The sequence below is a fragment of the Pseudomonas sp. CFBP 5748 genome (assembly GCF_053850495.1).
In genome coordinates, this window is sequence record NZ_JBSPTN010000020.1 from 1 (window position 1) to 26,631 (window position 26,631).

27 protein-coding genes are annotated in these 26,631 nt (G+C 58.1%); 15 read left to right on the forward strand and 12 right to left on the reverse strand.

Annotation, left to right across the window (positions count from 1 at the left end; all coding sequences use genetic code 11):
• The first annotated feature begins 355 nt into the window (after positions 1 to 355).
• Positions 356 to 988, forward strand: a complete 633-nt coding sequence (locus ACWNZ1_RS28055; protein WP_135846515.1) for a LysE family translocator — start codon at positions 356 to 358, stop codon at positions 986 to 988.
• A gap of 10 nt (positions 989 to 998) precedes the next feature.
• On the opposite strand, the gene ACWNZ1_RS28060 is transcribed toward ACWNZ1_RS28055, so the two are convergent.
• The 4 genes from ACWNZ1_RS28060 to ACWNZ1_RS28075 form a co-directional block, all read right to left on the reverse strand.
• Complete coding sequence (locus tag ACWNZ1_RS28060) at positions 999 to 2,255, reverse strand: aminotransferase-like domain-containing protein (protein ID WP_280944308.1); 1,257 nt, start codon at positions 2,253 to 2,255, stop codon at positions 999 to 1,001.
• 64 nt (positions 2,256 to 2,319) lie between these two features.
• A complete protein-coding gene (locus ACWNZ1_RS28065; protein WP_135846513.1) occupies positions 2,320 to 3,465 on the reverse strand; it encodes a trans-sulfuration enzyme family protein in 1,146 nt (381 codons plus the stop codon).
• Entirely contained in the window at positions 3,462 to 4,946 is a 1,485-nt protein-coding gene (gene amrS / locus ACWNZ1_RS28070; RefSeq protein ID WP_135846512.1) for an AmmeMemoRadiSam system radical SAM enzyme, read from the reverse strand. The genes ACWNZ1_RS28065 and amrS overlap by 4 nt, the downstream gene beginning before the upstream one ends.
• A 99-nt stretch (positions 4,947 to 5,045) precedes the next feature.
• On the reverse strand, positions 5,046 to 5,759 hold the full coding sequence (locus ACWNZ1_RS28075) for a YczE/YyaS/YitT family protein (RefSeq protein ID WP_135846511.1): 714 nt from the start codon (positions 5,757 to 5,759) through the stop codon (positions 5,046 to 5,048).
• A gap of 200 nt (positions 5,760 to 5,959) precedes the next feature.
• On the opposite strand from ACWNZ1_RS28075, the gene ACWNZ1_RS28080 reads away from it, so the two are divergent.
• Complete coding sequence (locus ACWNZ1_RS28080; RefSeq protein WP_135846510.1) at positions 5,960 to 6,391, forward strand: Lrp/AsnC family transcriptional regulator; 432 nt, start codon at positions 5,960 to 5,962, stop codon at positions 6,389 to 6,391.
• 52 nt (positions 6,392 to 6,443) lie between these two features.
• Here the strand turns inward: ACWNZ1_RS28080 and ACWNZ1_RS28085 are convergent, their stop codons facing one another.
• Positions 6,444 to 7,310, reverse strand: a complete 867-nt coding sequence (locus tag ACWNZ1_RS28085) for a response regulator transcription factor (protein WP_135846509.1) — start codon at positions 7,308 to 7,310, stop codon at positions 6,444 to 6,446.
• A gap of 283 nt (positions 7,311 to 7,593) precedes the next feature.
• On the opposite strand from ACWNZ1_RS28085, the gene ACWNZ1_RS28090 reads away from it, so the two are divergent.
• From ACWNZ1_RS28090 to ACWNZ1_RS28145, 12 genes are all read left to right on the forward strand, one after another.
• Positions 7,594 to 7,788: a Flp family type IVb pilin gene (locus tag ACWNZ1_RS28090; RefSeq protein ID WP_008070254.1), complete on the forward strand. Its 195-nt coding sequence runs from the start codon at positions 7,594 to 7,596 to the stop codon at positions 7,786 to 7,788.
• A 155-nt stretch (positions 7,789 to 7,943) separates the two neighbouring features.
• Positions 7,944 to 8,138: a Flp family type IVb pilin gene (locus ACWNZ1_RS28095; protein WP_135846508.1), complete on the forward strand. Its 195-nt coding sequence runs from the start codon at positions 7,944 to 7,946 to the stop codon at positions 8,136 to 8,138.
• A 27-nt stretch (positions 8,139 to 8,165) separates the two neighbouring features.
• A complete protein-coding gene (locus tag ACWNZ1_RS28100) occupies positions 8,166 to 8,696 on the forward strand; it encodes an A24 family peptidase (RefSeq protein ID WP_135846507.1) in 531 nt (176 codons plus the stop codon).
• Between the two features lie 2 nt (positions 8,697 to 8,698).
• Complete coding sequence (locus ACWNZ1_RS28105; RefSeq protein WP_135846506.1) at positions 8,699 to 10,027, forward strand: P-loop NTPase family protein; 1,329 nt, start codon at positions 8,699 to 8,701, stop codon at positions 10,025 to 10,027.
• 15 nt (positions 10,028 to 10,042) lie between these two features.
• Positions 10,043 to 10,852, forward strand: a complete 810-nt coding sequence (cpaB, locus tag ACWNZ1_RS28110; RefSeq protein ID WP_256453549.1) for a Flp pilus assembly protein CpaB — start codon at positions 10,043 to 10,045, stop codon at positions 10,850 to 10,852.
• Between the two features lie 63 nt (positions 10,853 to 10,915).
• Positions 10,916 to 12,253, forward strand: a complete 1,338-nt coding sequence (locus ACWNZ1_RS28115) for a pilus assembly protein TadG-related protein (RefSeq protein ID WP_256454423.1) — start codon at positions 10,916 to 10,918, stop codon at positions 12,251 to 12,253.
• Between the two features lie 8 nt (positions 12,254 to 12,261).
• A complete protein-coding gene (locus ACWNZ1_RS28120; protein ID WP_456028006.1) occupies positions 12,262 to 12,741 on the forward strand; it encodes a TadE/TadG family type IV pilus assembly protein in 480 nt (159 codons plus the stop codon).
• Positions 12,741 to 13,235 carry a TadE/TadG family type IV pilus assembly protein gene (locus ACWNZ1_RS28125; protein WP_135846503.1) on the forward strand — a complete coding sequence of 165 codons (495 nt, stop codon included), beginning with the start codon at positions 12,741 to 12,743 and terminating at the stop codon, positions 13,233 to 13,235. Before ACWNZ1_RS28120 ends, ACWNZ1_RS28125 begins: the two co-directional genes overlap by 1 nt.
• On the forward strand, positions 13,229 to 14,449 hold the full coding sequence (locus ACWNZ1_RS28130) for an AAA family ATPase (RefSeq protein ID WP_256453547.1): 1,221 nt from the start codon (positions 13,229 to 13,231) through the stop codon (positions 14,447 to 14,449). Before ACWNZ1_RS28125 ends, ACWNZ1_RS28130 begins: the two co-directional genes overlap by 7 nt.
• Before the next feature lie 3 nt (positions 14,450 to 14,452).
• Positions 14,453 to 15,895 carry a CpaF family protein gene (locus ACWNZ1_RS28135; RefSeq protein ID WP_135846501.1) on the forward strand — a complete coding sequence of 481 codons (1,443 nt, stop codon included), beginning with the start codon at positions 14,453 to 14,455 and terminating at the stop codon, positions 15,893 to 15,895.
• Positions 15,892 to 16,878 (forward strand): type II secretion system F family protein, encoded by a 987-nt coding sequence (locus ACWNZ1_RS28140; protein WP_135846500.1) that lies wholly within the window; start codon positions 15,892 to 15,894, stop codon positions 16,876 to 16,878. The genes ACWNZ1_RS28135 and ACWNZ1_RS28140 overlap by 4 nt, the downstream gene beginning before the upstream one ends.
• A gap of 27 nt (positions 16,879 to 16,905) precedes the next feature.
• Positions 16,906 to 17,871 carry a type II secretion system F family protein gene (locus ACWNZ1_RS28145; protein WP_135846499.1) on the forward strand — a complete coding sequence of 322 codons (966 nt, stop codon included), beginning with the start codon at positions 16,906 to 16,908 and terminating at the stop codon, positions 17,869 to 17,871.
• Between the two features lie 529 nt (positions 17,872 to 18,400).
• Here ACWNZ1_RS28145 and ACWNZ1_RS28150 read toward each other — a convergent pair.
• The 5 genes from ACWNZ1_RS28150 to ACWNZ1_RS28170 form a co-directional block, all read right to left on the reverse strand.
• Complete coding sequence (locus ACWNZ1_RS28150; RefSeq protein WP_135846497.1) at positions 18,401 to 18,670, reverse strand: DUF3613 domain-containing protein; 270 nt, start codon at positions 18,668 to 18,670, stop codon at positions 18,401 to 18,403.
• 22 nt (positions 18,671 to 18,692) lie between these two features.
• Positions 18,693 to 19,403, reverse strand: coding sequence for a tetratricopeptide repeat protein (locus ACWNZ1_RS28155; RefSeq protein WP_135846496.1), 711 nt, complete (start codon positions 19,401 to 19,403; stop codon positions 18,693 to 18,695).
• Positions 19,404 to 19,459: 56 nt separating this feature from the next.
• Positions 19,460 to 20,683, reverse strand: coding sequence for a type II and III secretion system protein family protein (locus ACWNZ1_RS28160; protein ID WP_135846495.1), 1,224 nt, complete (start codon positions 20,681 to 20,683; stop codon positions 19,460 to 19,462).
• 412 nt (positions 20,684 to 21,095) lie between these two features.
• Positions 21,096 to 21,434, reverse strand: a complete 339-nt coding sequence (locus tag ACWNZ1_RS28165; RefSeq protein ID WP_135846494.1) for a hypothetical protein — start codon at positions 21,432 to 21,434, stop codon at positions 21,096 to 21,098.
• Positions 21,435 to 21,593: 159 nt separating this feature from the next.
• Positions 21,594 to 22,220, reverse strand: coding sequence for an alanyl-tRNA editing protein (locus ACWNZ1_RS28170; protein ID WP_135846493.1), 627 nt, complete (start codon positions 22,218 to 22,220; stop codon positions 21,594 to 21,596).
• A 90-nt stretch (positions 22,221 to 22,310) separates the two neighbouring features.
• Here ACWNZ1_RS28170 and ACWNZ1_RS28175 point away from each other — a divergent pair, with 90 nt between their 5' ends.
• Positions 22,311 to 23,309, forward strand: coding sequence for a LysR family transcriptional regulator (locus ACWNZ1_RS28175; protein WP_135846492.1), 999 nt, complete (start codon positions 22,311 to 22,313; stop codon positions 23,307 to 23,309).
• Between the two features lie 185 nt (positions 23,310 to 23,494).
• On the opposite strand, the gene ACWNZ1_RS28180 is transcribed toward ACWNZ1_RS28175, so the two are convergent.
• Positions 23,495 to 23,902: a PA2817 family protein gene (locus ACWNZ1_RS28180; RefSeq protein WP_003204309.1), complete on the reverse strand. Its 408-nt coding sequence runs from the start codon at positions 23,900 to 23,902 to the stop codon at positions 23,495 to 23,497.
• A 74-nt stretch (positions 23,903 to 23,976) separates the two neighbouring features.
• Positions 23,977 to 26,424, reverse strand: a complete 2,448-nt coding sequence (locus ACWNZ1_RS28185; protein ID WP_135846491.1) for an acyl-CoA dehydrogenase — start codon at positions 26,422 to 26,424, stop codon at positions 23,977 to 23,979.
• Between the last annotated feature and the right edge of the window lie 207 nt (positions 26,425 to 26,631).

The window sequence follows — 26,631 nt, forward strand, 5'->3', positions numbered from 1 at the left end:
GGGAATAGCTCAGTTGGTAGAGCACGACCTTGCCAAGGTCGGGGTCGCGAGTTCGAGTCTCGTTTCCCGCTCCAAATTCAAAAAAACGCCGCTCATTGAGCGGCGTTTTTTTATGCGCGTGAAAAACTCAGTTCAATCCTCAGGGTGTAGAGAGTCAGTCTCCGTGAACCTCTAACGAACAATTTTCGTGGATTGTTCTGTCTGAGGGTCGGGGTGTTGCTTCACCTTAATAATGAAGGGGGAATGAGAGCACTTCATGCAAAACTGAGGGATATGGCGTGACGAAGATTAATAATTAATTTCTAAAAAAATGCACTTCTCCTAACCTTCCAGTACCCATTCAGGAGGTGCATTTATGTTGATTTTCGTTAAATCAATGGTCATCGGGCTTTGCATTGCAGCGCCTGTGGGACCCATTGGGCTGTTGTGTATACAGAGAAGTCTCATGCTCGGCTGGAGAGCCGGTTTCGCGACAGGGTTGGGGGCGGCCACCGCCGATTCGATCTATGGATTTATTGGAGCCTTGGGGGTCACGGCCATCATCGCAACGCTCATTAGCTTTAAACCATGGTTGTGCATTTTCGGCGGGGTATTCCTCGCTTACATTGGTTATCAAACGATCCGATCGAAGGGCGGCGCAACCGCTATGGCGGGTGAGCGTGCCAACATGTTCAAAGCCTACTCGACCACGCTGTTCTTGACCCTGTCGAACCCCATGACGATCTTATCGTTTATCGCGATATTCGCCGCGCTGAGTGACGGTATGGTCAGTGATCAAAGCAGTCAGCACTCAGTGCTGCCCATGGTGACAGGTATCTTTCTGGGCTCGGCGGCCTGGTGGCTGGGATTGAGCGGCTTCTCCTCCATTTTCAAGGCCAGGATCGCCCAATCAAAGCTCAAATTGATCAACTACCTTTCCGGGGCAACCATCACGATTCTGGGCGCTTACCAAGTAGCCACTGGCGTCATGCTGGCCACGGCAGCGTGAGAGGGGTGTTTCAGGGCATTTTAAACTCAACGTATGCCCTGAAACGGTCTATTGCCTGTGTGACCTCGGGCGTTGTCGCATTACTAAACGACAACCTCACCTGAGTAACCGCGTCGTTCGTCAGTGAGAACAAGGAAGTGGGAAACACAATGACTTTGAAGTCCTTGGCGCATTCGCACATTTCAGAATATCCAAAGACGAAAGGCAGGTGCACATTGATGAAGAAGCCGCCTGCCGGATGATTCCAGGTGATCGTTCTTCGGGCGTCAGCCTTGAGTGGGAATTGCCGCTCAAGGCATTTAATCATGTGGTCTCTTTTGTTTGTGTAAGACAACACTCTGGGTTGGTTCAACCCTTTCAGCGAATAATGGTTCTCGATCAGTAGCCCTGCGACAACAGCCTGGCACAGGGCCGGGGTATTGACCGTGACCAGGCTTTTGGCCTTGCACAGCCTGGTGCTGAAGGGCATAACCCCGTCGCCTTCTGGAGCGACCACATAGCCCATGCGCAAGCCTGGAAAAATCGACTTTGAAAATGAACCCAGCAGGAACACTCGGCTGCTGTCGATCGACTTCATCGACGGAATTTTCTCTCCCTCGTATCTGAAGTAGCTGTAGGCAGTATCCTCGAGGATGAAAAAATCCATTTCCTTGGCTAAACGCAGCATCGCCCGCCTGTCGTGATAGGAAAGGCTGTCGGCGGTGGGGTTGCTGAAATCCGCAATCGCATACAGTGCTTTAATTTTTTCCCCTCTGGATTCAAGGTCTTCAGCTACCTTGCGCAGGGCAGTGGGGTTGAGAAAGGTCGCCATGGGCACGGGTAGGATTTTTATCCTTAGCAGTTTTGCAATCCCCGTAATCCCGGAAAACACCGGATCCGGCACCAATAAAATACCGCCGCCCTCAAAGATGGATAAGAGCGTCAAAGTGCACGCTTCTTGAAAGCCCATGCACACCACAATGCTTTCAGGGTTAAGAACTTTTATCCCTTCATCCACCTGCAAATAGTCGGCGAGGATGTCATTGATGACTCCAGCGGTTTTTCCATATTGGCAAAGCAGTGTTGCAAGTGACTGCTCAGTACTGGCGACGTGCTGTTGGTAACGGGACAACCCCTTGTCGATGAGCACGGGGTCACACTGCTCATCATCCGGCCGACCTGAAGCCAGGGAAATGGCTTCCGGGTTTTCCTGGGCGATGGAGTTTAGAAGGTGGATAACGTTCAGAATGGGGTCTTCGAATATTGTGTTTTCGAATGCGCTGGACAATCTCGCTGCTCCATTAAAAAAGCAACGAGCCCTTTTAAGGCTCGTTGCTGATGATTACCACCCGTCAGGCAGGATTGAGTGAGCTTTTTTGATTGACCTTATTCTCCGTGGCTTCGAATGCTTGCAGCAGGTCGGCTTTAAGATCCTCAAGGTCCTCCAAACCAAAGCACAATCGAACCAAGCCTTTTTCAATGCCCATGTCGGCTTTTTCCTGATCGGTCATTGAGGCATGACTACCACTAAAGGGCTGCGCAACCATCGAAGTCACGCAGGCCATTCCCGTGCCCGTGCCAAACCACTTGAGCGCACCGGTAAACGTTTTGTAGAAGGCAACCAAGTCGGGTCGGATATCAACGAACACAATGCCGCCATAGCCGGTCAATTGTTTGCCATCGACCCGCGGATAATAAACTTTCTCAATAAAAGGCAGTTCTCGCAGGTAGTTGAGCATGCTGGACGTGGTACGGCTGTGTTTCTCCATTCGCAGGTTGAACGTCTGCATGCTTCGACGAAGCAGCCAGGCGCTATTGGGGGTGAGTATCGAGCCTGAATAAAAGCGCCCTTCGAGCAAGCGGTTATAAATCACTTCATTGTTGACCAGTACCAAACCGCCCATGACATCGCTATGCCCGGAGAAGTATTTCGTTGCACTGTACAGTGAAATGTCGGCGCCAAAGTTCAGTGGCTTCTGGAATATCGGGGTGGCCCAAGTGTTGTCAACGACCACCAGGGCCTGTGGGTTATTTTGCTTGACGGCCTTGCTGACCGCGTGAATATCGATGTCTTTCAGGAACGGATTGGTCGGTGTTTCAAAAATGACCATGTCGACGTTCGCCGGCAACGCTTTCAAACCTTCTTCTGTGGTGAGGTCCAGGATCGTCAGTTGCGCACCGATACGTGCCGCATACCTCTGAAACAACTTATAGGAACAGCCATAGATGAATTTGTTGATTACCAGCGAGCCACCCGGTTTCAACAGCTCCAAAACCATGTAAATGGCGCTCATCCCAGTGCTGTAGGCCAAGGCGTATTCACTGCCTTCCAGGGCCGCGACAACCTGTTCCAATTCAGTCACATTGGGGTTGGCTTTTCTCGAGTAGAAGAACGCCGAGTCCGCACTGAAAGCACTGCACTGATAAATAGGTGTTACCGAGGGATGGGCCTCTCGATCATCCACCTTGATATGAAGTATTTCAGTAGACACATTCATGACTGGCTGACCATTTTGATGACCTGCTCATACATGTTCTGCTTGCCCTCATAACCAATGGTCGGGGTAATGTCATTCTGCGAAATACCAATCTCTTCAATCGACTCGGTTGGGAAGTGAGCCCTGTCGAATACTTCATGAAGGTTAGAGTTCACTCCCTTGGGAAGCCAGACCTCAGGGCCTGATTCATCGATGCGTGCCTTGGCGATAATGAATCGATAGCTTTCATGCGCTCGCAGTGTCAGCGATTTCCAATCGCTGTTGTGCCCGTCGGTATAATTGCGCCGCAGGTACACAGTCTGTTCGAAGTCTTCGGTATTCAGTACTTGGGCGTGCAGCGATACGATATCCCCGTGCCACTCGAATTTTCGCTTCTCGTAATCGCTCAGTGCCTCCTCCTGCAGTTCAACAGTTGTGTTCGCTTCGGGTTCGCCCAGCAATTTGAAATGCGCATCGTGTCCGCACTGGGAGCAGCATCCTTTGCTGTCCAGGCCGATTATTTCAGCGTTCAAACCGTAGCGGGTGACGAGCAGGGCGTTACAGTTATTGCAACTGGTGTTGGTGCCCTCGATATCATTTACGTTACCCAGGTAGACATGCTCGACGCCCATGCTCCGCGCAACGTCCCGTGCTTTCAGGAGCCGGTCCACGGGGGTGCGGATACTGTTGCTCATTTTGTAATCGGGGTGAAACCGTACGAAGTGCAGGGGCACATTCGGACCCAGTTCATCCAGTACCCATTGGCTGATTTTCCGGGCGGTGTCTTCATCGTCACTGATGTCGGTCACCATCAAGGTGCTGACTTCAACATATTTGCCGGCGTCGTAGACTTTCTTGATACCGGCCAGGACTGGCTCTACCCAGCCTGTTGTGACTTTCCGATAGTATTCGGGGGAAATGGATTTGAGTGAAATCGAGAAAATATCAATGACTGGCAGTAACTCATCAATGGCTTCTTCACTGATAAAGAAGGCTGACTTATAGAGGTTGATCAGGCCCGCTTCCTTGGCCAGCTTTGCCGTGTCGAGGATGAATTCATGCCAGACCACAGGGTCGTTGTAGGTCCAGGAAATAACGCGTATTCCATGCTTGAGCGCGGTTTCCACTACCTGCTCAGGGGTGTAGTAGTAGACGTCTTTGTCGGTGACATACTTGGCCTGCGAGGTCTTCCAGTTGTGGCAATAACCGCAGTTGAGCATGCAGCCGATGTTGCCCAGGGAAAGAATTCGCTCACCAGGAGCAAAGTGGAACACTGCCTCGGTTTCGATGGTTTCTTCGGTGCTGTGAACGCCTTTGCCGTAATTCAAAGTAACGAGTCGACCTCCACGGTTTCCGCGCACTTTGCAAAAACCTACCTTGCCCTCCTGTATGACACAATTTCGTGGGGAAAGATGACACTTTACCGCGCCCCCTGGAAGTATTTCTTCCAGTTTTGCCGGGGTGCTGTCCAGGGTCCAGTTTTTACTTTTTGCAGTGTCCATCTCTCACTCCTCATCACGGAAGTTGCTATCAACATCATCGGTTAAAATAGTCGAGGCGAAACAATGCCGCCGCCAGCGGTGGCCGTCATCTTGTAGTTATTAGTAAGCAGAAGAAGCGCGGATCAGTCCGTAGTTCTTAAGTGAAAAGCGCTTGGCATTCATATTCATGAAGGGTTGAATAAGCGGGCCGATCACCAGCAGGAAGGCAATCGTTCCCACGCCAAAGGGGCCGCCTAAAAGCCAGCCAGTCGAGAAGATACCGATTTCAATGATCATCTTGGCTTTGGTGAATGACCAGCCCCATTTGGAAACCATGGTCAGTACCACGAGGTCCATGATTCTGATGCCAATACCGCTCATGATGATGAGTGCCGATGAATAGGCGCACAACACCAGGCCCGTCGCCAATAATGTGTATGCATTCATTCTGACGATCAAATACTCTCCAAGCCCGAGCAGGGACCAGAGATCAATCAGCAGGCCTGTCAGTGTCGTTGTAATGAATGGACTTATTGGCGGGTATTTTTTGTTCCAAAGCATCCACCAAGTTAGAAAGAATAACGACACGATCGCCGAGCAAATGCCCATTCCGAATGTCAGTATTTTATCTATCGAGATGATCAGGACATCTAATGGGTCGGTGCCCAGTTGGCTGATGATGAAACACGTGGCGCCTATTGAAAAGAAACTGACGCCCGTCAAGTACATCAGGAATTGATCCCTCTTGAAACTGCGAAGTTCTAGGACTTGCGTTCCAATGTAACGGGTGAAAAGGTCAGACTTTTTGCTGCACTTTATTTTTTCATCTTCCATGCGAACACCATCCCTGGAGAGAAATTATTTTATTAGGCAGTGCGTCGTGCTAAAGAGGAGAGCTATTGCTTGCCCAGATTATTTTTAGGCTTTTCAGGCAGGAAATAGACTAGCACTCTGCTTTATTTTGGGGCATGATTTTTTTAATGAAAAACACGGGCTTTTCATTAAAATTTATACTTTTTCTGGGGGAAACGCACATGGATCGTATAGACGTAAAAATCCTGGGGAAGGTACAGGACTGTGGCCGCATTTCTATCACAGAGCTTTCCAAACACGCGGGTCTTTCTATTCCCGCCACCACTGACAGGTTGCGCAAACTGGAAGACTCCGGGGTGATCAAGGGGTATAGCGCTCAGTTAGATCCAACCAAACTGGGGTACGGCATATCCGCTGTCGTTGGCATCACCACCCTCAAACCGGCGAAAGCCAAACTCATAGCGACGCTCACCGACATCCCCGAAGTCGTTGAGTGCCTGCACATCACCGGTAACGACTCCTATCTGATCAGGATCTATGCCAGGTCGATGGCTGAGATCGAGAGTATTATTGCCAATATCAATGCGTACGGTGAGACGCGTACCAGCATTGTTCTGTCAGTCCCTATCGAGAGAAGAAAGCTCGCTCCTTGAGCCTTTGAGCCCTTGCGTCGCACGCTCGCAGGGCTCTTTCTCGAAAAAACCTTCAACCTTCAAGGCTATGCACAAGGCTTTCGAGCGCTTCTATCGCCGTATCATCCGGCGTTTGTGCAGGGCTTGCGCTGCGTATCGAGTAGGCCGAACGGTATTCACTGGGGGTGCAGTTGGCGTATTGCTTGAAGGCGCGGGCGAAGTAGGAGGGGTCCTTGAAACCGGCCTCATAACCGATACTGGTGATAGGCATCTGGCTGTTGTCGAGCAGCTCCTTGGCAAAGCTCATGCGTTTGTTCAGTACGTAGTCGGTAAAACCAAGCCCATTGGCCTCCTTGAACAGGCGACTGAAACGAAATGTCGTCATACCGCAGCGCTTTGCCAGGTCTCGTTGATCGATGCTTTCGCGAAAATGCTGGTCGATGTACAGCATAATGTGGCTCAGGGCCTGGTGTTTCTGGTGCCCTGCGGTCAGGCGGATGCTGTCCGGCAGGGTCGGGGAATGGTCGATCTGCGAGGTTTTGCGCTGGCCGTTGGCATGGCGGCGCAGTTCACACAATTGCACCACGGCTGTCAGATAGCGCTTACGCTCGGTGGCGCAAAAGGGCAGCACCATGTATTCCCAGACGCTGGAGCGCATGGCCCAGACTGCCAGCTCTTCGGAATGCTGCACGGTAAACATGGTGATGGGGATAGTCGGGACGGTGCGCTTGATCTCCAGCAAACGCCTCAAGCCTGGCGTGTCCGGACGGTCGAAATGGATGCAGATCATGTCGGCCTGTTCCCCATTGGACAACATGGCGTTTTTCGCCAACGTGCAGTCGCAGGTGTCCTCGAACTGGCTGATGAGTTCCTTGGTGGAGCGATCGTGAGTCAGATCGAACCACAACAGCTTTGGCTTGCCCGTCAGGTGTGAGGTCATAGGCTTACTCAGCGGTGCTTACTGCCCTTTAGCTAGCAGTATTGCCAATGTGCCACTATCTCGCCGAATAAATTTTTATAAAACCACCACCTTTTAGCGCGATGCCCCTCAAACGGTGGTCCCTGGGGGTGTCGATGGCACGGCACAACCTTGGATCCCCGCAAAAAAATCCTAGCGATGTGCAAAATCCTCCTAACGGCTATCACCACCTGCTGACTAGGGTTGCATCAGGCAGTTCGCAATGTACTGCCCTTGAAAAAACAACCCCGATGAGGTGTGCGAAATGACTCTTCAAACAATCAAGGCTTCGGTACTGAAGTTCGCCAAAGATGAAGATGGCCTGACCATTGTGGAATACGCCGTGGCCGGTGGGTTGATCACCGTATTGGTCGCCGCAGCGTTTGTTCTCCTGGGCGGCGCCGTGAATACCAAGATCCGTGCACTGTGCCAGGCGGTCAACGGCAACGTTGCCTGCTGACAGCGACGACTTACGGTGACGGGGACACGGTAACCCTCAAGGAATAACGCTTGCGACTCTTTTGCAGTGAGTACAACGAATAAATCAAATGGACTTCGCGCTGTCCCCTCCAACTTCGTAGCACTACTACTACTTACGAGCGTGAGGTTCATGAAATGACTTTCCAGACAATAAGCACTTCGATCAGCAAGTTCGCCAAAGATGAAGACGGCCTGACCATCGTTGAATACGCGGTGGCGGGTGGCTTGATCACGGTATTGGTAGCGGCGGCATTCGTCCTTCTGGGCGGCGCCGTGGATACCAAGATCCGGGCGTTGTGCCAAGCCGCCAATGGCAACGTTGCCTGCTAACGATAACCACCCCTAGGGAGACGCATCATGTCCATGGAATTGCTGGTGTCGACGGTACTAATGCTGGGACTGCTGGGCGTGGCGGTGGTGAGCGACCTGCGTCGCCACCGCATCCCCAACACGCTGGTCCTGTTGGGCCTTGCCCTGGGATTGGCCGGCCAGGTGTATACCGGCGGGATCGCCGGCTTGGGCGATAGCCTGCTGGGCATGCTGATCTGTTTCGGGCTGTTCCTGCCTATGTATGCAGTCGGTGGCATGGCCGCCGGTGACGTCAAGTTGATGACCATGGTCGGCAGCTTCCTGCCTTTTCATTACGCACTGTGGGCGGCGCTGTTCAGCCTTATCGCCGGCGGTGTGTGCGGTTTCCTGATCGTTCTGGCCCGCGGCCAACTGCTCCAGACCCTGGGGCGCTATTGGCTGATTGTGCGAGCCCAGTCTTATCTGGCGCCCACTTCGGATGAGGTGGCCGGCAAACCCTTTCCTTATTCGATTGCGATCCTGATCGGTACTTTGAACAGCGTTTACTGGCAACTGGTTGCCGACGGCTGGGGAGTCTAGTCATGCACGTCATCAACGATAGCGATGCCTACCCCAGCGAACGGGACGCGGTACAACGCCTGGCGCCTCAGCCGTGCACCATTCGTGACACCGGCCTGACCGACAGTTTCCTGGGTGAGCTGGTGTGCAAGCATCTGCACGATGCCGGTGTGCTGGACATGACGCGGCTGGTGGAGCGCCTGGCCTTGACCGGCGCGGTACTGGAAGAGGTCCTGGCGTTCCTGCGCAAGGACGGTCGCGTCGAGGTGCTTGGCCAGGTCGGACAGACGAGTGTACAGGCACTGCGCTACGGCCTGACCGAGCGCGGTCGCAGTTTCGCCCGTGACGCCCTGGCGCGCAGCGGCTATATCGGTGCGGCACCTTTTCCGGTAAGTACCTATCGCTCCCTGATCAAGATCCAGACGATTCACCATGGCCGCGTCACCGCCAATGATATGAACCGGGCCCTGGCTGGCGTGGTGCTGACCCAAGGAATGCTCGACCAGTTGGGCGTGGCGCTGAACTCCGGCCGGGCGATCATGATTTATGGGCCTGCCGGCACCGGCAAGACGTATGTCAGCAGTCGGTTGATCCGCCTGTTTGCCGAGGCCATCTGGGTGCCCCACGCCATTGTCATCAACGAATCGGTGATCGAGATCTACGATCCGCAGGTGCACCAGCGCCTGGATGACAACAGCCAATCGAACAACCTGATGCTCAATGAAGGCATCGACCGCCGCCTGCTGTGCTGCAAACGCCCCATCGTTATCACCGGTGGCGAGTTGAGCATGGAACAGCTGGACGTGCGCTACGACCCCTTCACTCGCCAGTACCAGGCCGCGTTGCAGCTCAAGGCAAGCAACGGGCTGTTCATCATCGATGACATGGGGCGTCAGCGCATGGCTCCAGCCGAGCTGCTCAATCGCTGGATCGTGCCCATGGAAGAGAAGCGTGACTTCATCAACCTGGGGGGCGGCCGGCACTGCGAATTGCCGTTCGACCTGGTGCTGGTGTTTTCCACCAACCTCAACCCCCTGGAGCTGGCCGACGAGGCCTTCCTGCGGCGCATCGGCTACAAGGTGCAGTTCGGTTACCTCAAGCCCGAGGAGTACGAACGCATCTGGCGCCAGGAATGCGAACGCCTGGGTATCCCGTATGACCCGCTGCTGGTGCGCTATGTGCTGCAGCGGCTGTATGCAGGCGAAGGCATGCCGCTGGTGCCTTGCCATCCCCGTGACCTGCTGAACATGGCGCTGGACCGCCAGCGTTACCTGGGCGGTTCCGGGCCCCTGTTGCCGCAAGAGCTGGAATGGGCCTGGCACAACTACTTCGTTCAGCTCGACTTCCTTTGATTCGGAGATACCGACATGAGCTCTCGTACGCTTTCGCTGATAGGCGTTTCCCTGGTAATGGGCCTTGGTGCCGCATGGATGGCTGACTCCTGGCTGAGCGCGCGCCTTAACGCCAAACCTGATGACCACCTGCGAAGCGTGGTGGTGGCCACGGTGGAAATTCCTTTCGGGCAGATGGTCGAGGCCCAGCAGGTCACGACCGTGCGCATGCCCATGGATACGATCCCGGACGACGCCTTCGATTCCAGCGAGCAAGCGGTGGGCAAGATCGCCACATTCGACATCCTGCGCGGCGACATCGTGCGGGGGGCGCGGTTGAGCGAGCACTTGGGCGGCAGCACCCTGGCCTCGCTGATCGCCCCCGACAAGCGCGCCATCTCGGTACGCGTGGACGATGTGGTCGGTGTGGGCGGTTTCCTCTTGCCGGGTAACCGGGTCGATGTCCTGGCGACCAAGACCACCAGTGCCGGCAGTAACAATGCCGTGTCGCGGACCATCCTGGAAAACCTGCGGGTGCTGGCGGTGGACCAGACTGCCGGCACCGACAAAACCCAACCGGTGGTGGTGCGGGCCGTGACGCTGGAAATGTCGGCCAGCGAAGCGGAGGCGCTGGTCACCGCGCAGACCGAAGGCAAGCTGCAACTGGCACTGCGCAACCCGCTGAACCTGGAGAAAAAGGCCGTGGTCGCGGCGCCGACACCCGCCGCGCCGGTCGCCGCTGCTCCGACGCCAAAACCCATAGTGCAACGCATCGCCAAGGCACAGGACGATGCCTCGATCACGGTGATCCGCGGTATCGAGCGCAGTGTGGTCAACGTTCGCTGACGGGCGCGGAAAAATCCCGGCCCCAGGCGATGCCGATCCTCAACGTCAGTAGACGAGGACGTGATAATGAACCCCAGTATTCGGCAGCCTTTAACTGTGCCGCAACGTCAGATAGGGGCGGTAAGTGTATTGATGGTAATCGCCCTGATGGCGATCTCCATGATGGCGGCATTGGCCTTGGACGGCGGACACATGCTGCTGAACAAAACGCGGGTGCAAAATGCAGTGGATGCTGCGGCCCTGAGCGGCGCCAAGACCCTGAGCCAGGTGACGGGTGGCGTAAACATGGCCAGTACCACCCGAGCGGCGGCCCTGGACACGCTGACACGAAATGCCAACGCCGCGGGTAACACTGAACTGGCAACCGCTGTCGCCGGCAACCCGGGCGCATTTGCCGCGGTGGAGCTCTCCAGCAGCGTCTATGGCCCGTTCTCGTACCCAGGACCTGCGGATGCCAAATACGTGCGGGTGTCGGTGTCCAGTTATCAGCTGAACGGTTTTTTCTGGAGTTTCGTGCAAACGATGGGCAGCGCCGGCCTCGGTAATAAACGAGTGGCGGCAATTGCCACCGCCGGCCCCAGCCCCACGGCCCCCTGTGATCTGGCGCCGTTGATGGTCTGCGGTGATACCTCTCAATACGACCCGGCCGCCGGTAACTTCTGGGGGTATCGCTTCGGTGACCTGGAGGTCCTGAAGACAGCGGCGGGTAATACCTCGCCTATCGGGCCGGGTAATTTCCAACTGCTCGATTTTGGTTCCGGCGGCAGTGCGGTCCGGGAAGACCTGGCGGGCGGTGGTTCGGTCTGTCGCAACGTAGGGGACAACGTTCAGACCGCGCCGGGTAACAAGGCCGGGCCGACGTCCCAGGGCCTGAATACGCGCTTTGGTATCTATAACGGCCCGGTCAGTTCCTCGGACTATCCACCGGACCTGGTCACCGCGTCCAGCACACCGGCGATGACTTACAACGATGCGCTCTCCCAGGCGCAATACCAAGGGCAGCCCATCACGTCGAACAACGGCAATCTCACGGCAGGTGCAACCGCGATACTGGACTACAACGACTGGCGGGCGAGTGTCGCTGCGTGCGTGGCCGGGGCGGGCAGCGGCTGTGAAAGCAACGGGGTTTTCGAACGGCGGATGCTGAAAATCGTGATCGGCGACTGCACCGGCAAACTCAGTGGTTCGACCTCGATCCCCGTCCTCGGGTTCGGCTGCTATTTCGTCGTACAACCGGTTAACGGCGGAGGCTCTGATTCAATCATCTTCGGCCAGTTCGTCGAGGAGTGTGAAGGTGACAACGTGCCCGGTCCCACACCGTCCAGCGACGCCGGCCCGCAGATCATCCAGCTTTACAAAACCTATCTCAACGGCAGCGGCACTCCGAGCACCGACTCGTAGGAGGCGTCATGGGACTTGTCCATTTCAAAGCACCGCAGGCCCAGCAAGGCGTGGCACTGGTGGAGTTCACTCTGGTGCTGCCGTTGTTGCTGCTGCTGTTACTGGCCTTCGGCGAGTTCGGCCGCATGCTTTTTCAGTACAACGTGTTGCTGCAGGCCAGTCGTGACGCCAATCGCTTCGTCGCCGGCCAGGCCTGGAATTCCACCCTCGGCACCGTTGCCTTGAGCAACACGCTGCTGACCCAGACGAAAAACGTGGCGGTGTATGGCGTGCCCAGCCAGGCCGGCAGCGCAGTGGTGTCCGGGTTGACGACGGCGAACGTGCAGGTCGTCGCCGAGGGCATCGACCATGTGCGCGTCACCATTACCTACACCTTCTGTCCGGTGATCGGCGCGGGCAACTGCAGCGGATCGATCCCGGGTTTTTTCGGCAATGCCATTGCGCTGGGTATCCCACTGGTCGCGACCACTGTCATGAGGGTGTTGTGATGAACAATAAACACATGCGCGGCACTTACATTGTGGAGTTCTCCTTCGTGGGCCTGCTGGTGTTCATCCTGCTGTTCGGTGTGGTGGAAATGGGCCGGCTGTACTTCACCGTCAACGCACTGGATGAAGCCGCCAGGCGTGGCGTGCGGCTGGCGGCGGTGTGCAACATCAGCGATCCGGTGGTGTTGCGCCGGGCCATCTTCAACGCCGCGACGGACACCGGGACCAGCCAACTGATCAGCAGCCTGGCGACCTCGAACCTGGCGCTGACCTATCTGGATGTTAACGGTGCCGTGGTGGCGAACCCCGCCGATACGTCTGGCGCCAACGGCTTTCGTGCCATCCGCTACGTGCGCCTGAGCGTGCAGAACTTCGTGTTCAATTTGTTCATTCCCGGCTTGGGCGTGCCCATTACCTTGCCCGCGTTCCGGGCAACCTTGCCACGCGAAAGCCTTGGGCGTCATTCCGATTCCGGGGAGATCACACCATGCTGAATACCAGGGAAACTCCGCTCTCGACCGCCACCGGCAAAGCCGGGTTGCGAATACTGATCAGCAGCCGCGATGCTTCGGCCCTGCGTGACCTGCAATGCGTCTGCCAGCGCATGCCGTGCCTGGAAGTGAGCACGCGCCTGGTGAGCAACGGCCATGTCGATCCGCTCTACGGCCTGGACCGGATGCCCGATCTATTGTTGCTGCGGGTCAGCCACTTGTGGCGCGAAGAGTTGGCGGCGTTGTTGCAGCGTCCGGCCCACGAGCGTCCACCGATGTTGGTGTGCGGACCGTTGGGCGAACAGGAGGGCATGCGCCTGGCGATGCAGGCCGGGGCTCGGGATGTACTGCCCGAGCCCGTCGCCGAGATGGAGTTGGTGGCCGCCCTGAATCGGCTGGTGGCGGAGGTTCGCCTCGGCAACGGTGCCGAAGGCAAGCTGGTTGCCGTGATCAGCGCCAAGGGTGGTTCCGGTGGGACGTTGGTGGCCTGCAATCTGGCTCAACAGTTGAGCGCCCGGGCAGGTAACACCTTGTTGTTGGATATGGACCTGCAATTTGGCAGCGTGACCCATTACCTGGATGTGGCGCAGTCCCATAGCCATCTGGAAGTGCTGCAACAGATCGAGGACATGGACAGCATTGCGCTGCGCGGTTTCTGCAGTCACTTCAGCCCGACCCTGCATGTGCTCGGTGGTCGGGCCGGCGAGCTGTGCTTGCCCCAGGACGCCCAACCTGAACAGCTCGACGCCCTGTTGCAACTGGCCCGTGCCAGCTATGACTGGGTGGTGGTGGACCTGCCGCGGCAGATCGACCACCTCACCGGCTCCGTGCTGGAGCAAGTGGACCGGGTGTATGTGGTGGTGCAACAGAGCGTCAGCCACCTGCGTGATGCCAGTGCCCTGGTGCGGATTTTGCGCGAAGACCTGGGTGTGCGCGGCGACCAGTTGCAGGTGGTGGTCAACCGTTATGACAAAGGCGCCGCGGTCAGCCTCAAGGATATTGGCGAGGCGCTGCGTTGCGCGAACCTGTCGAAATTACCCAATGACTTCAACCTGGTCAGCCAGAGTCAGAACACTGGCGTGCCGTTGGGGCTGCATGCGCCGAGGGCGGCCATTACCGTCGCCCTGCGCGATTTGACCGAAGACCTGGTCGGTCACCAGATGGCCACGAACAAAGGCCTGCTCAAGCGCGCCTTCAACCGTTTCTTCGGGGGATGACCCATGATCAGTGATTTCCGCAACCGCTTGCGCAAACAGTCCGGTAAACCGGGTTCTTCAGTGACCGCCCAGCAGGGCGACGACTTGGCAGACCCGGCAGAAGCACTGATGGCCTGGGAGCAGGCCATCCCGGACGTGCTCTACGAAACCCGCAGCCAGGTCACCCCGGTGGAAGCCGAGTGGCGGGAAAAAATCTACCAGCAGTTGCTCAAGGTCATGGACCTGTCCTTGCTCGATGCTCTCGAACAAGTCGAGGCCACGCGGCAGATCCGCGACATCTGCCAGCGCCTGCTCGAGGAGCATTCGGCGCCGGTGAGTTCGGTCAGCCGTCAGTTGATCATCAAGCAGATCACCGACGAGGTGCTTGGCCTGGGGCCGCTGGAACCGCTGCTGGCCGACCATAGTGTGTCCGACATTCTGGTCAACGGCTTTGCCTCGGTGTACGTCGAACGCTTCGGCAAACTGCAAAGGACCGACGTGCGCTTTCGCGATGACCAGCATCTGCTGAACATCATCGACCGTATCGTCTCCAGCCTGGGGCGGCGTATCGACGAGTCCTCGCCGCTGGTGGACGCCCGCCTCAAGGATGGCTCGCGGGTCAACGCGATCATCCCGCCGCTGGCCATCGACGGTCCGAGCATGTCGATCCGGCGCTTCGCCGTGGATCTGCTCAATACCGACAGCCTGATCCAGGTGGGCACCATGACCCCGGCCATCGCCTTGTTGCTCAAGGCCATCGTCCGTGGGCGCCTGAACGTGCTGATTTCCGGCGGGACCGGCAGCGGCAAGACCACCATGCTCAATGTGCTGTCCAGTTTCATTCCCCATAACGAACGTATCGTCACCATCGAGGACTCGGCCGAGTTGCAACTGCAACAGCCCCACGTGGTGCGCCTGGAAACCCGGCCTTCGAACATCGAGGGGCGCGGCGAGGTGAGTCAGCGCGAATTGGTGCGCAACAGCCTGCGGATGCGCCCGGACCGTATTGTCATCGGCGAGGTGCGCGGTGCCGAGGCGCTGGACATGCTCACGGCGATGAACACCGGCCACGACGGTTCATTGACCACGATTCACGCCAACACCGCGCGTGATGCCTTGGGTCGAGTCGAGAACATGGTGTCGATGACCGGCGCGACGTTTCCGATCAAGGCAATGCGTCAACAAATTGCCTCGGCCATCGATGTGGTGATCCAGCTGGAGCGTCAAGAAGACGGCAAGCGACGCGTGGTCAGCATGCAAGAGATCAACGGCATGGAAGGGGAGGTCATCACCATGACCGAGATTTTCTCCTTTGTGCGCCATGGCATCGGTGAACACGGTGAGGTGCTTGGCGACTATCGGCCCAGCGGCATGATCCCGGCGTTCCGCGATGTGTTGGCCAAACGCGGCATTGAATTGCCGCTGACGCTGTTCCGCCCTGAGTGGATGGAGGCCCGGCAGTCATGAGCAATATTCCCAGTGAGTTCATCCTGATTTTTCTCGCCATGGTGTTCATTGCGGTCTTCCTTTTGTCCCAGGGCGTAGTGGTGCCGGTGTTCGGCGAGGCCGGCAAAATGCGCAAGCGCATCCGTGGGCGCCTGCATGTGTTGGAGAAGGCCAACCATTTGCCCAACATGCAAACCGTGTTGCGGCAGAAATACCTGACGCGCCTGTCGCCCCTGGAGGCCTGGCTTGAACAGCTGCCGTTCATGGCCAACCTGACGCAACTGATCGAGCAGGCCGGCCACGAATACCGGGCTTATCGGGTGATGGTGCTGGGGCTGGTCCTGGGCGTGGCGGCCGGTGCCGTGGTGCTGATGGTTTCGCCGCTGTGGTGGATGGCGCTGCTGGCGACGTTTGTGGTGACCTGGCTGCCGCTGTTCAAAATCATGCGTGATCGCAGCAAGCGTTTCGCCGCGTTCGAGGAAGGTTTGCCAGATGCGCTGGACGCCATGTGCCGGGCCTTGCGGGCCGGGCACCCGTTCAACGAAACCCTGCGTCTGGTCGCCGATGAACATAAGGGGCCGGTTGCCCAGGAGTTCGGCATGACCTTCGCCGACATCAACTACGGCAACGACGTGCGCCGGGCGATGCTTGGCTTGCTGGAGCGCATGCCGAGCATGACGGTGATGATGCTGGTGACGTCGATCCTCATCCACCGTGAAACCGGTGGCAACCTGACCGAAGTGCTGGAGCGCCTGAGCCGGCTGATCCGCGGACGCTTTCGCTTCCAGCGCAAGATCCGGACGTTGTCGGCGGAAGGGCGCATGTCGGCCTGGGTGCTGGTGGCGATCCCCTTCGTGCTGGCGATCGCCATCGTCCTCACGAGCCCCAGCTACATGCCGGTGCTGATCAACGACCCGATCGGCCACAAGCTGATCATCGGTGCCTTCTGCGCCATGTTGATCGGGATTTTCTGGATACGAAAAATTATTCGGATCCAGGTTTAAGCGCTGTTTTACCGCGAGGTATCAGTCATGGACTTTTTGCTCGGGTTGTTCAGTCGGTTTACCGGAAACGAGGAGGTGGCACGGCTGTTGTTCATCGCCGTGGTCGGTCTCAGTACGGTGCTGGCGGTGGTCGCCGTGCTTCTGCTGATGATGGGGTTGCAGGACCCGGTGCAGCGGCGCCTGGCGCTGATCAAACGGGGGTATTCAGGTAGCTCGGCAGGGCAGGAGGCGCCGGGGAACCTGCAACTTTTGCTGGAGCGGGTGGGCCAGCGCTTTGCCTCGAACGACCCGACCCGGATATCGGCTACCCAGACCCTGCTGACGCACGCCGGTTATCGTTCCGCTTCGGCGGTGCAGGTTTACTGGGCCGTGCGCCTGATACTGCCGCTGTCGCTGCTTGGCGTTGCGGTACTGTTGTTGCCGATGATCAAGGTGAACGCCGCCATCGTTCTGCTGGCGCTCACCTTGGTGGTCGGTATCGGATGGCTGTTGCCGGCGCTGTATGTCGGCAAGCGCAAACAGGCCCGACAAACCCGGCTGCGGGCGGCGTTTCCGGATGCCTTGGACTTGATGGTGGTGTGTGTCGAATCGGGCCTGGCCTTGCCCACGACGATTGAACGGGTGGCTGAGGAAATGTCGGTCAGCCAGGTGGAGTTGGCCGAGGAGTTGGCCCTGGTCAATGCACAGATTCGTGCGGGCATCACCAGTACCGAGGCGCTCAAGCAACTGGCCGTGCGCACTGGCCTGGAGGATATCCAGGGGCTGGTCAGCCTGTTGGCCCAGAGCATTCGCTTCGGCACCAGCGTGGCCGACACCCTGCGCATCTACGCCGACGAGTTTCGTGACCGGCGCACCCAGGCCGCCGAGGAAATGGGCGCGAAGATCGGCACCAAGCTGATCTTCCCGCTGATCTTCTGCCTGTGGCCGAGTTTCTTCCTGGTCGCCATCGGCCCTGCCATGATCGGCGTGTTCAGGGCCTTTGGGAATATGTAGAACACGTAGGGCCTAGTGTGGGAGCGAGCCTGCTCGCGATAGCGGTTTGACAGTCAATGAAGGTGTTGAATGTCAGTCCGTCATCGCGAGCAGGCTCGCTCCCACAGGTGATTTTGGGTGTTCATGAGTCTTGTGTTCACCACAGGTGATGTTGGGTGTTCATGAGTCTTGTGTTCACCACAGGCTTATTGTGGGAGCGGGCTTGCTCGCGAAGGCGGTGGGCCAGTTTGCATGGATGTTGGATGTGAGGGCCCCTTTCGCGAGCAAGCCCGCTCCCACAGGTGATGTTGGGTGTTCATGAGTCTGTGTTCACCGCAGGCCCATTGTGGGAGCGGGCTTGCTCGCGAAGGCAGTGGGTCAGTTTGCATGGATGTTGGATGTGAGGGCCCTTTCGCGAGCCCCCCACAGGTTTTCTCCTGTTATCACCCGACCGTACAAGCCAAAAGATCGCAACCTTCGACAACACCTACACCGGATCGAGTGCAGGTGTTGTCGAAGGTTGCGATCTTTTCGTTGTTCCTGCGGTGTTTCATTTGCTACTGGTGATGTCTCCCCCGGAGTCCTGGTCAAAGAATTCCGGGATCGGGTAGTTGAAGCTGTTGAGCCAGCGTTGCATGGCCAGTTCGCGTTCGGTGGCCGAGGCGGTTTGCAGATGGGTGGAGGCAACCACGCCGCGAATCTGCAGTTGCATCCAGCTCTCGGTGCCTTGTTGCGCCGCCGAAGAGGGGCCTGGCTCAATCGCCCAGGCGGTGGTAGACAGGCACGCCATGCACACGATCATCAGTTGTTTGGATTTCATCTCTTGGACTCCTCAGAACGCTCTACTTGACCGCACCGGATGAGGCGTCAACCACCTCGGTCAGGTGGTTCGCTTGTGACGTCACCGCGCCAGTGGCCGTGCCCCTGATTCTTTCCGCGCGGGCTTGCGCATCTGCCACTTGCTTGGGGCTCAGGTTGGCCATGTTTGCCAGTTCAGCCGCCTGTTTCCAGTTGTCCTGGTAAATCAGTAGCGTCACCATATTGAGCGCCGCCAGTGAGTCGGACTGTTTGAGCTCCATGGCGGTCATGAACTCGAAGCGTGCTTCAGGGATCCGCCGTTGGTTGAGGTAGACGACCCCCAGGTCATTGCGCATTCTTCCGTCGGTAGGGGTCATTCGCACCGCACGCTCCAGGTGTTGGGTGGCGGTCGCATGATCATTTTTGGCCGCCGCCAACTGGCCAAGGCCATGTTCGCCATCTGCGGCCAGGCACGTCCCGAGCAGGCTCTTGTACAACGGCTCTGCCTCGTTGCGCCCCATCAGGCGCAGCACCCGGGCCTTGCGCAGGCGAACCTGGACCAAGTCTTCGGGCAAACCTTCGAGGTTAGCCAGGCTGGCGTACAACCGTCCATCATTGGCCATGTCATCGGCCAGGTTCAGCGCCAGTTCCTGATCGGATCCGGGCTTGGCGCAACTGGCCTGGCGGGAAGCCACGCCATTGCTGGCGCAGCCGGTGAGCACTAACGCTGCTGCAATCGCGATCATTGCTTTCATTGAATGTCCCCTCGCATCAGGTTGAACACTTGGCTCCTTGCCCATCAAGCGCCGGCTCACTGGGAAAGCCCGCTGCGATTGTCGAACTCGCCGTGTTCGAGGAAGTACATGCGGTAGAAATTCGGGTCATAGTTGCGCAGCTGTTCGCCCGGCAACGTCGGCAGTTGTGCGTCGGCGGCCAAGGGTTGGACCAGGTGCGGCGTGACGATCATCAGCAGCTCCCGTTCTTCGCGGTTGATGGAGTTGTCACGAAAGAATGCGCCGAGAATCGGCACGTCACCCAGCCCCGGAAGCTTGTTCACCTGGGAGGCGTTACGGGTGCTGATCAGCCCGCTGATGACGAAGCTTTCGCCATCGGCCAGGGCAATACTGGTATCGGTACGGCGCACGGTAAGCGCTGGAACCAGCGTGCCGGCGATGTTCACCGCATTGGTGAAATCCAGCTCACTGACTTCCGGTGCCACCTTCAGCATGATGCGGTTTTTGCCTACGACAGTCGGTGTCAGGGTCAGGCGGATACCGAATTCCTTGTACTCGATGGACACGTTATCGCTGCCGGCACTGGGCACTGGAATAGGCACCTCGCCGCCGGCCAGGAAACTCGCGCTCTGCCCGCTGAGGGCCACCAGGCTGGGACGCGCTAGGGTATAGGCAAAACCGCTGCCTTCCAGCGCATTGATCATCAGCAGCGTCTGGCCGGTGGCGAAGGACAGGTTGAACATGTCGTTATTGACCGGCAATGAAGGCCGAACCACGCCACCGATGGTGGGCAGGGTTCTCGGTGCGCCGAACAGAAAGTTGCCGCGACTGCCGAAGATCGAGGTCGAGGCCTCCTTGAGTTTGGTCCGGCTGACCTCGACAAAACGGATGTCGGTCTGTACTTGGGCCAGCAGCATCGGGTCTTCGGAAGGCACGCTCGCGGCGCTGGTCAGCGCCGCAGTGGCCCGGCCTTTGACGAAGATCATGCTCTGGCGGGGCGTTTTCGAACACGCCGTCCAAACCATCAGGCTGGTGGCGCCGGGCATCAGGCCCGTGAGAATGAAGGCGTCGCTGCCACTGGGCTGCACATCGGCAATTTTCGGGTCGCCCACCGCCAACTTCGTCACAGGGGCGAGGATGCGCAGTTCGTTCTGAAGCCCTTGGCCGACCTCGAAGGTTGCCGGCAAACTGTCCAGTTGTGAACAATTTGCCGCTGCGGCCTGCGCCGCATCCAGGCCAAGGCCCATCCAGAACAGGCCATGAATGAATTTTTTTAAAACAGGCACGGTACGATGGGTCATGAAGTGATCCTCGATAGAGAGGCCGTCCTTAGGCTTACAGATGCCTCGGATCACTTAAGGGGCCCGGGCTGCCCCTTCATATCTCACCCAACCCTCCAGTGGTTCCGGCGACAGACCTCGTCTGAGCAAGCAAACGGGCGCATTACACCGGCCTGACTGAATGGCAGGCAGCTTACATATAACCTTTCTTGGCCCCGGAATATCCGGGATGTCGAGCAGGTGACCGGCATCGATCAGGTTGTTTGAGGAGCGGTTTGACTGGCCCCCTGTTCGCTTCTTTTTGACGGTAGTTCAAGCATGGCAAAGCGCCACGCCTCGATCAAAAAAAACGACTAAAAAGTGACGGAAGGAAAGTTGGAGCTTGCATGGCCGTCAATAAACTGTCTTTTGATGCTTTTTTTGCTGACGGATTTCAGGCCTGGTAGTGCGGGTGATCTCCTGCAAGCGCTATCAGCAGAGCATCAGGCTGGTCCGGCTCGTGGAACAGACTGAGGCTCAGTTGCAGCAACGTATCAGGCTGTGGACCAGCCGCTGAGGCGACTTGGATGAACTCGAATACCACATAAGATTCGTGTGGATAGGCCTGGCGAGTCTCAAAGACCGCGCGCAATACGTTGCTCAGTCGATCGAGCAGCAGGTTTTCAGGGTGATCTGAGTGCTCAAGCATGACTGCGCGTTGCCACGCGCCGGGAGTGAACACAATGGGCAACTCAAGAGGGGACAGTGCTTGCGGTGTAAGGGCGTCTGGCATGGCGTGCCTCTTTTGAAAGCGCGAAGAAACGTCCCCGGGGAAAACTTCCCGCGGTGGGTGGAGATAAAAGCAAGAAGGTTCACCTGGCGAGTAGGAGAGTTGCAGGCGTTGCTCAGCGGATAAACGCTCACCGTGAGCCGTGTTCCTGGCCGCGGAGTGTCAGTCCACGTGGTAGTGAACCGACAACGTTCCTTTTTTCTGTGAAAGCGCGGCGACAGTGACCGTGCCCAGTTCCTGCAGGCACCGCACGTGAGTGCCGCCGCAGCCATAGGGGGCCAGCTCGCCAAAACCGACTTCTCGCGAACCTTCGCGCAATGCGACCAGGCGCGGCAGGTCGGCGGCGATCCACTCATTGATGCCTTGCTGGATGATTGATGCGTCCAGCTCCTGAGGATCCTCCCCAGGTTTGAACTGCACACGGCTTTCGCCGGGCCAGTGATGAGCCTTGATGGGTGTCCAGCCACGGGTTTCGGCGAAATGGCCGATCAGATGCCCGGCCGAATGCAGGCGCGAATTCAGCTGTCGGCGCTGTTCATCCACGCGAATTGAGATCATGCCCGAGGCCACTGCGCGGTCGACATAGTGAATGATCTGTTGCCCGTCCTGGACGACACGCAGCACCTGGCTCTCACCGATCCACCCGGTGTCGAAAGGCTGGCCGCCGCCCTGAGGGTGGAACAGTGTGGCGCGCAGTACCACGGCAAATTCATTTTCCCAGGGGCTGCAATCCAGGACTTCCACGTTGGCCTTGAGGTCATCGCTATGGAAAAAGAGGCGAAGTGTCATTCCATATCCGTATTAGAAATTTTGTTTCGGGATTATAAGTCGTGTGGAAATTGTTGATAATCCGTTCAAATTTCAAAGGACTGTTGCGTCATGAGCACAAATCTACCGCTTCCACTGCTCGTCGAAATGGCCATGTTCGTCAAGGTCGTGGAGACCGGTAGCTTCTCCGAAGCGGCCCGCCAGTCCGGTTCATCGCCATCGGCTGTCAGTCGCAGCATCTCCCGCCTTGAAAAGGCCCTGGCGACTCGCTTGTTGCAACGCACCACGCGCAAGTTGCGCTTGAGCGATGGCGGGGAGGAAGTGTTCAAGCGTTGCCAGGAAATGGTCGCGTCTGCCCGCTCTGTGATGGAAATCAGCGGCCAATTCACCCAGCAAGCCGAGGGACGGATTCGGGTCAGCGTGCCCAAGGCGGTGGGGCGCTTTGTGATTCATCCCCACATACCCGAGTTCCTGCGTCGTTATCCCCAGATCGATGTGGAACTGCTTCTGGAAGATCGGCAAGTCGATCTGATTGATGATCACGTCGACCTGGCCATTCGGATCACCGATCAACCTCCCGCCGGGCTGGTGGGCCGTCAGTTGTTGAGCATCGATCATTTGCTCTGCGCCACCCCGCAATACCTGGCCGAGCATGGCGTCCCCGAACATCCCCAGGACTTGCTGGAGCACAGCTGCATTTATCTGGGGGAAACCCCGAGTGACGCTCGCTGGAAATTCAAGAAAGGCACCAAGTCGGTCACCGTAGGCGTGCGCGGCCGCTATGCGGCCAATCACACGGGCGTGCGACTGGAGGCGGTTTTGCAACACATCGGGATTGGCAGTTTGCCGTACTTCACGGCTCGGTATGCCCTGGAGCAGGGGGCGGTCGTGCCAGTGCTGGCAGACTGGACGTTCCTGGCTTCCTACCACGGTGGCTTGTGGTTACTGCATTCGCCGACCCGTTACCTGCCGCCGAAATTGCGGGTGTTCATTGATTATCTGGTGGAGTGCCTGGCAAAGGAGCCGACCTTGCACACGGTGGGTGGGGGGAGTGGTTCCAGCAAAGAGGCGGCGCACTATGAGCTGCCAGAGAGTGATGGGTTGTCTTAACGGGCCTCATCGCGAGCAAGCTCGCTCCAACAGGGGAACTGCTGTAAATGCAGAATGTGTGCTCGCCATCGACCTAGTGTGGGAGCGAGCTTGCTCGCGATGAGGCCGGTCCATGCAACACCCTTTGGCAAAGCAAAAAAAGCCCGCAGGTTAACCGTGCGGGCCTTTTGCATGAACGATCGCAATCAGTGTTTGCTGTCCTGGTCCGACATTGCCAGCAATTGCTTTTCCTGGTTCCAGTCGAAGGGTTCGTCGTTTTGTTCGGCTTCGAAGCGACGTTCTTCCAAGGCCTGGTACAGCGCGATTTCTTCGTCGGGCATGTAGTGCAGGCAGTCACCGGCGAAGTACCAGAGCAAGTCGCGAGGCACCAGGTGGGCGATCTGTGGGTAACGGACGATCACCTGGCACAGCAGGTCCTGGCCCAGGTATTGGCTTTCGATCGGGTCAACGGGCAACTGCGCGCGCAACTCGTCGAAGCGTTCCAGAAACAGGGCATGGCTTTCTTCGGGAACCTGTTCGGCCTCACCCACGGCGACCAGGATGCTGCGCAAGTGGTCAAGCAAGACAAGGTGATCGGCAACGACATTGGACACGAGATAAGTCCTCAAGAGCAAAACGGGCGCAGGAGTATAAAGCTCTTGCGCCCGCTTTTACATGGTAGGGAGGATCAACGGACTTTTGTCTCGGCCAGCGTCAGTTCCTCCTTATCGAAATCATCCACATCGATGACCTTGCGTCGCGCTGCTTCGGCCGTGCGCAACGTCTGGGCTTCGTCCACCTGCAGCACACCGGCTTCCAGGGCTGCGTCAATAAGGTGTTCACCGGGGGCCGGGTTGAGCTGGCCCTGCTTGACGGCGACGTGTAGTTTTTTATGCAGCGGCTGGGCGGCGGCAAGCAGGTCGGCGGCGTGTTGCAGGGCACCCACCGGATCGTCGGTCGATTGCGGTCGATAGCAGCCTTGCAGCAACTCTTCGAGGGTGGGATCGCCCTTGGCCCGGCCGATCACGGCGGCCACTTCGGCGTCCAGCCTGTCGCTCGGGCCTTTGTGGCGGCGGCCGAAAGGGAACACCACCAGGCGCAACAGGCAACCCAGCACCCGGTTCGGGAAGTTGCTCAGCAGTTCGTCCAGCGCACGCTCCGACTGGCCCAGGCTTTCTTCCATGGCCCAGGTAAACAACGGTGCCATGTGGTCGGGCGAGTCCAGGTCGTGGTAACGCTTGAGCGCGGCGGAGGCCAAATAGAGGTTGCTCAGTACATCCCCCAGGCGTGCCGACAAGCGTTCGCGGCGTTTGAGCTCACCGCCCAGCAGCATCATGCTCAGGTCCGCCAGCAGGGCGAACGCCGCCGCTTGCCGGTTGAGGTCGCGGAAATAACCCTGGCTCAAGGCATTGCCGGGGGCCCTTTCGAAATGCCCCAGGCCCAGGTTCAGCACCAGGGTGCTGGCTGCGTTGCTGACCGCGAAGCCAATGTGCTTGAGCAACAAACCGTCGAACTCGATCAGTGCCTGGTCCTTGTCTTCACGGGTGGCCAGGGCCATTTCCTTGAGCACGAACGGATGGCAGCGGATCGCCCCCTGGCCAAAGATCATCAGGTTGCGCGACAGGATGTTCGCGCCTTCAACCGTGATGAAGATCGGTGCACCTTGCCAACTGCGCCCCAGGTAATTGTTCGGGCCCATGATAATGCCCTTGCCGCCATGTACGTCCATGGCGTGGCTGATGCACTCGCGGCCGCGTTCGGTCAGGTGGTATTTGAGGATCGCCGACAGCACCGAGGGTTTTTCCCCCAGGTCCACCGCATTGGCGGTCAGCATGCGTGCAGCGTCCATCATCCAGGCGTTGCCGCCGATGCGCGCCATGGCTTCCTGGATGCCTTCGAATGCCGATAACGGCACGTTGAACTGCTCGCGCACCTGGGCGTACTGGCCGGTCACCAGGCTGGTGAACTTCGCCGCACCGGTGCCCACCGCCGGCAGGGAAATCGAGCGTCCGACCGACAGGCAATTCATCAGCATCATCCAGCCCTTGCCGAGCATTGCCTGGCCGCCGATGAGGAAGTCCAACGGGATGAACACGTCCTTGCCCCAGTTCGGTCCGTTCATGAACGCGGCGCCGAGGGGCAGGTGACGGCGGCCGATATTGACGCCTGGAGTATCGGTGGGAATCAGGGCGAGGCTGATACCCAGGTCTTCTTCGTCACCCAGCAGGTGGTCAGGATCATAAGCCTTGAAGGCCAGGCCGAGGAGGGTGGCCACCGGTCCAAGGGTGATGTAGCGCTTTTCCCAGTTCAGGCGCAGGCCGAGGGTTTCCTGGCCTTGCCATTGCCCCTTGCAGATGATGCCGGTGTCGGGCATCGCTCCGGCGTCGGAGCCGGCCAATGGCCCTGTCAGGGCGAAGCAGGGAATATCGTCGCCACGGGCCAGGCGTGGCAGGTAATGGTCGCGTTGTTCGTCGGTGCCGTAGTGCAGCAGCAGCTCCGCTGGGCCGAGGGAGTTGGGGACCATCACGGTGGACGCCAGGTCGCCGCTACGGGTCGCCAGTTTCATGGCCACTTGGGAGTGGGCGTAGGCGGAAAAGCCTTTGCCGCCGTATTCCTTGGGAATGATCAGCGCGAAGAAACCGTGTTCCTTGATGTGGGTCCAGGCCTCAGGCGGCAGGTCCATGGCCTGGCCGATCTGCCAGTCGCTGACCATGGCGCAGAGATCTTCGGTGGGACCGTCGAGGAATGCCTGCTCCTCTTCGCTCAGTTGCACCTTGGGGTAGGCCAGCAGCGTGTCCCAGTCCGGCCGGCCGCTGAACAGTTCACCGTCCCACCACACCGTGCCGGCGTCGATGGCGTCACGCTCGGTCTGGGACATGGGCGGAAGGGTTTTCTGGAACCAGTCGAACATCGGCGCGCTGAAATACTTGCGGCGCAGGTCTGGCAACAGCAGCGGAGCCGCGACGGCGGCGAGTACCACCCAGAGGACCAGCATCAGCCAACCGGGCGCGTGGCTCAAAATGCCCATGGCCAACAGGTAGACCGCGACGATCCCCAGCGCCGGCAGCGGGGCGGTGCGCCGATGCGCCAGCCAGGCTATCCCGACGACCAGAACCAGTATCCACAACAACAGCATAGGTAATCCTCCGTGAACCAGGGCAAACCGACCCTCAGAGCTTAGACGGCATCTGCAAAACCGGTGGTCAGCGCAATGTGATTGATTTCGTGGGAAACCCTGGATGCATTGCGCCAGTCTGGTTGGCAACAACCGTGGGAATTCGTTCGCTCATAAAGTGAGAAAACGCCATTGTTTGGCTGAAATGCCGTTATTGCTGCGAAGGGG